The sequence below is a fragment of the Barnesiella sp. ET7 genome, assembly GCF_024733785.1.
In the GTDB taxonomy this organism is placed as follows: domain Bacteria; phylum Bacteroidota; class Bacteroidia; order Bacteroidales; family Barnesiellaceae; genus Barnesiella; species Barnesiella merdigallinarum.
Genome location: NZ_JANRHM010000031.1, coordinates 1 through 8607, shown reverse-complemented (window position 1 = coordinate 8607; position 8607 = coordinate 1). Strand labels below are relative to the sequence as shown.

Sequence of the window (8607 nt, the reverse complement as noted above, 5' to 3'; positions counted from 1 at the left end):
TCCGCAGTCGATGCAGGATTACTTCGGACTTACGGAGGATTACCGTCTGTATCATCAGTTGGAGGATATGGATCCTGCAATCTATCGGCAGAAAAGAGCTGCGGGAGAGATACCCGATGTGCTTGAGGTGGATGCAAGGCTGACACGAGCCGTGGAGAAGATCTTCGAGAGTATCTGTGAACGCCCTCCCGTTCCTTATCTCAACAAACTGAACGAGGAGTTGGAGAAGCTGGGGCAGATTGCACATTTCCCCGACAATGTTCACGACACTCTCCACATCCGTCCCGATTTCCTTGCCAAGTATGGTATTGACAGGAGGGCTTCTTCGGAGGAGTGTTCCGCCAAGGCTGAAAAGGCATATCGGGAACTCGATGCCCGCTTTGTCAGGATGACTGGCAGAAGACCTTATGCTGATGAGCTTTTCAACGGAATGAAGAAGAGGCAGAGCGACTCTTCCGAGGAGAGACCGTCCCGAAAACAGCATATCCGGCATAAGCCCAAATCAAGAGGTCGCAAGATGGGACTATGATTTCAGTAAGACAATGATTAAGTATTCACCCTTTAATTCGTAACAGTATGAGATTGAAAATTTTTATGCTCTGTCTGGTGGCTCTCTTTGTCAGCCAGACATCTAAGGCGCAGTGGGTGGTGACAGACCCCGGAAACCTCGCACAAGGTATCATCAATGCCACGAAGAACATCGTGCATACATCCTCTACGGCAAGTACGATGATTCAGAACTTCCAGGAAACAGTAAAGATCTACAAGCAGGGAAAGGAGTACTACGATGCTCTGAAGAAGGTGAAGAACCTTGTCCGCGATGCACGCAAGGTACAGCAGACCATCCTGCTTGTAGGCGACATCACCGATATCTATGTGAACAGCTTTGAGCGTATGCTCAACGATCCGTACTTCACCGTGGAGGAACTGAGTGCCATTGCTCTGGGCTATACGAAACTGCTCGAAGAGAGTGCCCACCTGTTGAATGACCTTAAATCGGTTGTCAATGAGAACGGGCTCTCGATGAGCGACAAGGACCGCATGGATATCATCGACAAGTGTTACAGTGAGATGCTCCAATACCGTGGGCTTGTGCAGTACTACACCAACAAGAACATCGGGGTATCCTACCTAAGAGCTAAGAAGCAGAACGATGTTGACCGTGTGATGTCCCTCTACGGCTCGCCGAGTGAACGCTATTGGTAAACCTGAAATCCTACGACTATGGTACTATTAGCAGTAAACTTTGACAATCTGCATCAGATACTCCAGAATCTGTATGTGGATATGATGCCCCTCTGTTCGCAGATGACGGGTGTCGCCAAAGGACTTGCCGGATTAGGTGCTCTCTTCTATGTCGCCTATCGTGTCTGGCAGTCATTGGCAAGAGCCGAGCCTATAGATGTCTTTCCGCTCCTGCGTCCCTTTGCTCTCGGACTGTGTATCATGTTCTTCCCGACATTGGTGTTGGGTACACTCAACAGCGTGATGTCGCCCATCGTGACGGGAACGCACAGAATCCTTGAAACGCAGACCTTCGATATGAACGAGTATCGCAGGCAGAAGGACAAGTTGGAGTTTGAGGCGATGAAACGCAATCCCGAAACGGCCTATCTCGTGGATAAAGAGTCCTTTGACAACAAGCTCGATGAACTGGGAGCGTTGGATGCGATTGAGGCTTGCGGAATGTATGTGGATCGTGCGATGTACAATATGAAAAAGGCTGTTCAGAACTTCTTCCGTGAACTGTTGGAACTGATGTTCAATGCCGCAGCACTTGTCATAGACACGCTGAGAACATTCTTCCTCATCGTCCTCTCGATACTCGGACCCATATCCTTTGCGATAGCCTGTTGGGACGGCTTCCACGCCTCACTCACGCAGTGGTTTGTCCGATATATCAGTATCTATCTGTGGCTCCCCGTGAGCGACCTTTTCAGCAGCGTGCTTGCACGCATACAGGTACTGATGCTACAGAAGGACATCGAGCAGTTGTCCGATCCCAACTTCATCCCTGACGGGTCAAATGCGGTCTATATCACCTTCCTCATTATCGGCATCATCGGATATTTTACAATTCCGACAGTGGCCAACTGGATAATCCAGGCTGGCGGCGGTGCAGGTAACTACGGCAGAAATGTGGCACAGACAGCGAGCCGGACGGGATCGATAGCAGCAGGTGCGACAGGTGCCGCCATCGGCAACATCGCAGGCAGATTACTTAAACGATAACCTATTAAACTGTATTCAAATGGAATTCAAATCACTTAAAAACATCGAGACCGGCTTCAGGCAGATACGCTTCTTCGGCATTGCCTACCTCTTTGTCTGTGCTTCACTTGTGGGCTTCTCGCTTTGGAAGGCATACAGCTTTGCCGAGGCACAACGACAGAAGATATATGTCCTTGACGAGGGCAAGTCGCTGATGCTGGCTCTATCTCAGGACTTGGAGCAGAACCGTCCTGTGGAGGCAAGGGAGCATGTGAAGCGTTTCCACGAACTCTTCTTCACGCTTGCCCCCGATAAGAGTGCCATCGAGGGTAATATCCAGAGGGCAATGTTCCTCAGCGACCGCTCGGCATACGAGCACTACAGCGACCTTGCGGAGCAGGGATATTACAATCGTATCATCTCGGGCAATGTATCGCAGCGTATCGAGGTGGATAGCATAAACTGCAACTTCAACCACTATCCCTACGAGGTGGTGACATACGCAAGGCTATCCATCATCCGCGAGAAGAGTATCACCGAGCGCAGCCTTGTGACCACAGGGCGATTGCTCAACTCCACACGCAGCGACAACAATCCTCACGGATTCATCTTCGAGGCGTTCCGTGTGGTGGAGAACAAGGACCTGAGAGTCTATGACAGATAACCCAATTATTCACCATTAACATTTACAGCGATGAAAAAGTACATTCAGAGAATCAAGGATTCAAGCAACAAGTCTTGGAACAACAAGACATCAAAGACCAAACGCCTTATCATCTACGGCCTCCTGCTGGCATATTCGGGATTTGCCCTCTATGTGATCTTTTCCCCAACTCCCGATTACGGGTATGAGGAGTATGTCAGAAGTGAGCCGCCTGCCACCAACCTGATTATCGAGGAGGAGGCAGCTCCTGCCGACAGCCTCTCGGATGAGAAGATAAGGGAGATGGAAGAGTTCTTTAACCAATTTAATTCAGAGAGCTATGAGTAACGATGCAAACGCTCTGAAAAGAAAGGAGCAAATCAAGAAAATTCTTGTGTATGGCGGAATGGTTATGCTATGCCTTGTGTCATTCTACTTCATCTTCAAGCCATCGAAGGAGCAAGTACAGGCAGAGCAGCAGAAGGTGGGCTTCAACGCTGAACTTCCCGATCCGCGAGGTGCAGGCATCGAGGCGGATAAGATTGCAGCCTACGAACTGGAGGATATGCGTGTTAAGCAGGAGCAGAAGATGCGTACCCTTGAGGACTTCACGGCAATGACCACCGATGACGAGGAGGAAGAGGTGGTCGAGATACCCGAAGAGCCGAGATATATAGGCGGTGGCGGTAGCAGTTCATCCTATCGAGGTGGCAGTAGCAGTCGGAGCAATTCGTTCTCCACATCCACATCTGCCTACAATGACATCAACGCTACGCTCGGCAGTTTCTACGAGCAGCCGCGTGAGGATCCCGAAAAGGAGGCTCTGAAAGCGGAGCTTGAAGAGTTGAAGCAGTCGATGGCACAACAACAGAACAGCCAACCGACATATGCCGACCAGGTGGCACTCTTGGAGAAGTCATACGAGCTTGCAGCGAAGTATATGCCCGGCAATGCCGCCACCTCCGAGGGCGCAGCCGAGGAGGTGGAGACTACCACAAGAAGCGGCAAGGCGAAGGCACAGCCCGTAGGTCATGTAACGACTCCCGTAGTGTCGGCACTCGCTCAGCCTGTGAGCGACTCGGTGATGATAGCACGATTGTCACAATCCGTAGGCGGTGGTTTTCACACTGCCGTAGGCGAAGCACCGAAGCAGACAGCACGGAACACTATCAAGGCGTGTGTGCATGGCGACCAGACCATAACGAGCGGTCAAAACGTGCGGCTCAGACTCTTGGAGGATATGCGTGTCGGGAAGTATGTACTGCCACGAAACACCCTCATCACAGGTGAAGGCAGCATCAAAGGCGAAAGGCTCGACATCGAGATTCTTCAGGTGGAGCATAACGGAACGATCATTCCCGTAGAACTTACCGTCCACGACAATGACGGACAGGCGGGAATCTTCATACCCGGCTCCATGGAGGCGAGTGCGGCAAAGGAGATGGCGGCAAATCTGGGGCAGAACCTCGGAACGAGCATATCCATCACCAACCAGTCTGCCGGAGACCAACTGCTGTCCGAAGTAGGTCGTGGTGCCATACAGGGCGTGTCGCAGTACATTTCCAAGAAGATGCGTGAAGAGAAGGTACACCTCAAATCAGGATATACCCTGATGCTTTATCAAAACAATCAATAACCTATTAAAACATTAAAGACATGAAAAAGATTTTTGTAATGCTTGTCCTCACGATGGGCGTTGTAAGTGCCAATGCACAGTCGGTTGATTCAACCGCAGTAACTAACACAGTAGCCGGTGATGTTACCCTCACTACGGATATCTATCCGCAGCAGGAGGATGGCGACATCTATCACGGTCTGACAAAGAAGCTGACCTTTGATCGAATGATACCGCCTTACGGCTTGGAGGTGACATACGACAAGACTACTCACATCATCTTCCCTGCGGCAGTACGCTATGTGGATCTCGGCTCGCCTAACCTTATCGCTGGCAAGGCCGATGGCTCGGAGAATGTGATTCGTGTGAAGGCTACGGTAAAGAACTTCCGCGATGAGACCAATATGTCGGTGATTACCGAGAGTGGCAGTTTCTACACCTTCAATGTGAAGTACTCGGATGAGCCTCTGCTCCTGAATATCGAGATGAAGGACTTTATCCACGATGGCAGTGAGGTGAATCGCCCGAACAATGCTCTTGACATCTACTTGCAGGAGCTTGGCAGTGAGTCGCCGAAGTTGGTACACCTTATCAGTAAGGCTATCCATAAGGACAACAAACGCCACATCAAGCACATCGGTAGCAAGGCGTTCGGCATCCAGTATCTGTTGCGTGGACTATACACCCACAATGGCTTGCTCTACTTCCATACGCAGGTGAAGAATACATCGAATGTACCATACGAGGTGGACTTTGTGACCTTCAAGATTGTGGATAAGCAGGTGATGAAGCGTACAGCCATTCAAGAGCAGGTTATTTTCCCACTGCGTGCATATGATTATGCCACAACCGTTGCGGGTAACAAGGATGAGCGTACCGTATTCGTGTTCAACAAGTTCACCATCCCTGCCGACAAGGTGTTTGTGGTGGAGATGCACGAGAAGAGCGGTGGCAGACACCAGACCTTCACCGTGGAGAGTGAGGACATCGTAAGAGCAAAGGTAATCAACGAACTTAAAGTGAAGTAACCATGAAAAAGTATCTGTTTCTACTTGTTGCAGTCATATCGCTTGCCCTCTCGTCAGGGCAGGCATACGCCCAGCGTTATCTCCCGAAGATGATGGGTGTGGAACTCAGAGGCGGCTTTGTAAACGGTTCTAAATCTCCGCTAAACTATTATACGGGAATAGCGATGTCGGGATATACCAAGAAGGCTAACCGCTGGGTGGTGGGTGCAGAGTATCTGCTCAAGAACTACGACTATCGCGGCACATCTGTACCGCGTGCCCAGTTCACTGCCGAGGGCGGTTACTATCTGAAGTTCCTGTCCGATCCTACAAAGACCTTCTTCCTCTCTATCGGAGGCTCTGCATTGGTAGGCTACGAAACGGTGAATTGGGGCGATAGATTACTACACGACGGCTCTACGCTGCTTGCCAAGGATGCCTTTATCTATGGCGGTGCCATTACCCTTGAATTGGAGAGTTATATAACAGACCGTATTGTCTTGCTTGCCAATGTGCGAGAGCGTGTCCTCTGGGGAGGCTCACTCGGCAAGTTCGGCACCCAGTTCGGCTTAGGTGTCAAGTTTATTATTAACCTTAATTCCGCAACACATATTGTTAGAAATAAATTTAAAATACTGAGTAATAATATATTACCCAGTATTTTGCCATGTCAGAAGATTCACTTAACTTAGTGTTGCAATAAAAATCAAACAAATCTTCATCAGGCATGGCAAAAGTACAAATAAAATCTGAACAAATCACTCCTTTTGGTGGAATATTTTGTGTAATGGAAGAATTCGATGCTCTTTTGTCTAACATAATTGATTCCACTTTGGGACCACGTACCAAGACATTCGGTTATCAATACAGTGAAATCTTCCGTTCTCTCATGTGCGTGTATTTCTGTGGCGGCTCCTGTGTTGAAGACATATCCACCCATCTCATGTCTCATCTTTCCTTTCATCCTGTGCTAAGGAGCTGCAGCGCAGATACGATTCTCCGTGCCATCAAGGAACTGACCGTCCCCAACATAACCTATACGTCTTCCGTCTCGGGAAAATCCTATGATTTCAATGTGGCAGACCGCATGAACGAACTGCTTGTCAAGGCACTCATATCTACCGGAGAATTAAACGGGGGACAGAAATATGATTTCGATTTCGACCATCAGTTTATCGAGACAGGCAAGTATGACGCCAAGCCCACCTACAAGAAGTTTACCGGATACAGCCCCGGAGTAGCTGTCATCGGCGACCATATCGTAGGCATAGAAAACCGCGACGGCAATACCAATGTCCGTTTCCGCCAACAGGATACGCTTGAAAGGATCTTTACAAGGCTTGAAGACAACGGTATCCATATAGACAGGGTACGTATGGACTGCGGGTCATGTTCCGAAGAGATTGTGGATGTGGTAAAAGATCATTGTAACCATTTCTACATCCGCGCCAACAGATGCTCGGCGTTTTACGATGACATGTTCATTCTCCGAGGATGGAGGACTGAGGAAATCAACGGAATAGAATTCGAACTGAACTCCATTATCGTGGAAAAGTGGAAGGGAAAGCCTTATCGCCTAGTTGTTCAGAGACAGAGAAGGACTGACAAAACTCAGGAACTATGGGAAGGTGAATATACCTACAGGTGCATTCTCACCAATGATTTCGAATCCGATGTCAGAGATATCGTAGAATTCTACAACCTGCGTGGAGGAAAGGAAAGAATCTTTGACGAAATGAACAACGGATTCGGATGGAAGCGTCTGCCCAAATCCTTCCTGGCTGAAAATACGGTCTATCTGCTGATGACCGCACTGATAAGGAACTTCTACAAAACCATTATCCGCAGAATGAATGTAAAGGCATTCGGACTCAACAGGACAAGCCGCATCAAAGCTTTCGTATTCAAGTATGTTTCTGTGGCTGCTAAATGGATAAAGACTTCCAGAATGCACATGCTGAATATCTACACCGGAAACAGGGCTTATGAGAATGTCTTTAAGGGCGGGGCGGATTAGCCCTTATGCTTTGTGGGATTTATGGCATATTGCCTCAAGTTGCCTTGTGGGGTAAGGGGAAGTTATGCCTGAAAGGTACGACCCAAGCTCTCATGACACACAGAAGTCTTCAGACTTTTCATGAAAATCGCAAAAAAACTGTCGTGTCATGAGAGGATAAAAGAGTTGCGGAAATGAGGATTATTAATTAAAATTAAATGCGTTATGAAAAAGTTATTTTCCTATATGATGGTTTGCGGTACCATGATGACCGCAGTATTGGGCTTCACATCTTGCGAGGATGACCTCGATGTTCAGCAAGCCTATCCTTTTACGGTTGAGACAATGCCTGTTCCCAAGCGATTGGTACAAGGTGAGACAGCGGAGATACGCTGCGAGATTGTGCGTGAGGGGTATTTCTCTGATACTCGCTACACAATCCGTTACTTCCAGCCCGATGGCGAGGGTACATTGAGAATGGATGACGGTATGGTGTTACTCCCGAATGACCGCTATCCGCTTGACAGAGATATGTTCCGTCTCTACTACACCTCGGATTGTGAAGACCAGCAGACGATAGATGTATATTTCGAGGATAACCACGATCAGCTCTATCAGCTTACATTCACTTTCAATAACGAGGTGAAGGAGGAAGAGGATACCACAGAGGGTAACACGATTACTCCCATAGGAACTATCGTCTCTCCAATCAACATCAATCCTTAAACAACGGTGGCAGGCACTCGCTTGTCGGGTGTCTGCCGCCATAACCAATCACTAAAAGAGAATCTATGAGAATAAAGTTGATGATTATATGTCTGACCTTGCTTTGCGGATACGCCAAGGCACAGACACGAGGCAGCGACTCTTCGCCACCACTACCAAAGGAGATTTCAGCGGAACTGTTCGACAAGGCGGTAGCACTCATCAAGGAGTTTGAGGGGTGGCACTCGGCGAAACACTATCCATACATCGGTTATGGGCATAAACTGCTTCCACACGAGAACCTGATAGCCGATATTACCGAAGCACAGGCCGATTCGTTGCTCAGAGCCGACCTGTTGGAACGATATAAGTATTTCCGACAGTATGGGAAAGATGCTCTGCTATTATCCGAAATTTCGGATAACAAAAG

The 8607-nt window shown here is 48.7% G+C and carries 10 protein-coding genes and 1 pseudogene; all 11 read left to right on the top strand.

Going from position 1 to position 8607, the window contains the following annotated elements:
• Window positions 1-529: hypothetical protein (locus tag NW211_RS13530; protein WP_258328228.1), on the top strand; the 529-nt coding region annotated here is incomplete at its 5' end.
• 47 nt (window positions 530-576) lie between these two features.
• Window positions 577-1206: a DUF4141 domain-containing protein gene (locus tag NW211_RS13525; RefSeq protein ID WP_258328227.1), complete on the top strand. Its 630-nt coding sequence runs from the start codon at window positions 577-579 to the stop codon at window positions 1204-1206.
• Between the two features lie 18 nt (window positions 1207-1224).
• Window positions 1225-2232 (top strand): conjugative transposon protein TraJ, encoded by a 1008-nt coding sequence (gene traJ, locus NW211_RS13520; RefSeq protein WP_258328226.1) that lies wholly within the window; start codon window positions 1225-1227, stop codon window positions 2230-2232.
• Window positions 2233-2251: 19 nt separating this feature from the next.
• Entirely contained in the window at window positions 2252-2875 is a 624-nt protein-coding gene (gene traK, locus NW211_RS13515) for a conjugative transposon protein TraK (RefSeq protein ID WP_258328225.1), read from the top strand.
• Window positions 2876-2905: 30 nt separating this feature from the next.
• The gene (locus tag NW211_RS13510; protein ID WP_258328224.1) at window positions 2906-3202 is read left to right on the top strand and encodes a hypothetical protein; all 297 of its coding nucleotides are present in this window, start codon (window positions 2906-2908) and stop codon (window positions 3200-3202) included.
• A complete protein-coding gene (gene traM, locus NW211_RS13505; RefSeq protein WP_258328223.1) occupies window positions 3195-4490 on the top strand; it encodes a conjugative transposon protein TraM in 1296 nt (431 codons plus the stop codon). The genes NW211_RS13510 and traM overlap by 8 nt, the downstream gene beginning before the upstream one ends.
• Window positions 4491-4510: 20 nt before the next feature.
• The gene (traN, locus tag NW211_RS13500; RefSeq protein ID WP_258328222.1) at window positions 4511-5497 is read left to right on the top strand and encodes a conjugative transposon protein TraN; all 987 of its coding nucleotides are present in this window, start codon (window positions 4511-4513) and stop codon (window positions 5495-5497) included.
• A 2-nt stretch (window positions 5498-5499) separates the two neighbouring features.
• Window positions 5500-6069: pseudogene (locus NW211_RS13495) on the top strand (conjugal transfer protein TraO); the annotation flags it as partial.
• Window positions 6070-6203: 134 nt separating this feature from the next.
• Window positions 6204-7493: an IS1380-like element IS1170 family transposase gene (locus NW211_RS13490; RefSeq protein ID WP_235303309.1), complete on the top strand. Its 1290-nt coding sequence runs from the start codon at window positions 6204-6206 to the stop codon at window positions 7491-7493.
• A gap of 204 nt (window positions 7494-7697) precedes the next feature.
• Window positions 7698-8198, top strand: a complete 501-nt coding sequence (locus NW211_RS13485; RefSeq protein WP_258328221.1) for a DUF3872 domain-containing protein — start codon at window positions 7698-7700, stop codon at window positions 8196-8198.
• A 65-nt stretch (window positions 8199-8263) separates the two neighbouring features.
• On the top strand, window positions 8264-8607 hold a 344-nt coding region (locus NW211_RS13480; RefSeq protein WP_258328220.1), incomplete at its 3' end, for a glycoside hydrolase.

What these genes read in the sequence shown, in the direction of transcription:
- NW211_RS13525 (WP_258328227.1), top strand. Translation starts at nt 577, where the DNA reads ATGAGATTGAAAATTTTTATGCTCTGTCTGGTGGCTCTCTTTGTCAGC.
- traJ (WP_258328226.1), top strand. Translation starts at nt 1,225, where the DNA reads ATGGTACTATTAGCAGTAAACTTTGACAATCTGCATCAGATACTCCAG.
- traK (WP_258328225.1), top strand. Translation starts at nt 2,252, where the DNA reads ATGGAATTCAAATCACTTAAAAACATCGAGACCGGCTTCAGGCAGATA.
- NW211_RS13510 (WP_258328224.1), top strand. Translation starts at nt 2,906, where the DNA reads ATGAAAAAGTACATTCAGAGAATCAAGGATTCAAGCAACAAGTCTTGG.
- traM (WP_258328223.1), top strand. Translation starts at nt 3,195, where the DNA reads ATGAGTAACGATGCAAACGCTCTGAAAAGAAAGGAGCAAATCAAGAAA.
- traN (WP_258328222.1), top strand. Translation starts at nt 4,511, where the DNA reads ATGAAAAAGATTTTTGTAATGCTTGTCCTCACGATGGGCGTTGTAAGT.
- NW211_RS13490 (WP_235303309.1), top strand. Translation starts at nt 6,204, where the DNA reads ATGGCAAAAGTACAAATAAAATCTGAACAAATCACTCCTTTTGGTGGA.
- NW211_RS13485 (WP_258328221.1), top strand. Translation starts at nt 7,698, where the DNA reads ATGAAAAAGTTATTTTCCTATATGATGGTTTGCGGTACCATGATGACC.